General features: G+C 31.5%; 1 pseudogene. It reads left to right on the top strand.

Annotated features, from left to right (window positions below):
- Positions 1–275: 275 nt before the first annotated feature.
- Positions 276–426, top strand: a pseudogene (locus tag V7024_RS22040) (alanine dehydrogenase); the annotation flags it as partial.

Genomic DNA, 426 nt, shown 5'->3' with positions numbered 1-426 from the left:
ATAAGAGATGTTACTTGTGAGAAAGTCTAGCACACTTTTAAATCGTGTTCAATGCTTCTTTGTGAGAAAAATTTTATTTCAAAATAAAAAAAAACATTTTGTGAACTATTTCACAAAATGTTGACTCAATATTTTCCAGAGTGCTATCTTGTAGGTGTGAACAGGCGATTCAAACAAATGAGGAAGTATCGAGGTGTTTGATATATTCCGCGAATTTATTTGAATCGTATAACAAATAATGTAATTTATATTACATTTTAAAAGGATGTGTCAGCATGAGAATTGGCGTAGTTAAAGAAATTAAAAAAGGTGAAGCACGTGTTGGTATGACACCAGAAAATGCCCAGAAATTAATTAAAGCTGGACATGAAGTCTTAGTAGAAAAAGATGCTGGTGTAGGATCAGGTTATACAAATGAAGAGTATA

This window comes from Bacillus sp. JJ864, from assembly GCF_036963045.1.
Classification (GTDB): domain Bacteria; phylum Bacillota; class Bacilli; order Bacillales; family Bacillaceae_G; genus Bacillus_A; species Bacillus_A pseudomycoides_C.
Note: the sequence above shows the minus strand (reverse complement) of the source record. Positions and strands in the feature narration are given on the sequence as shown.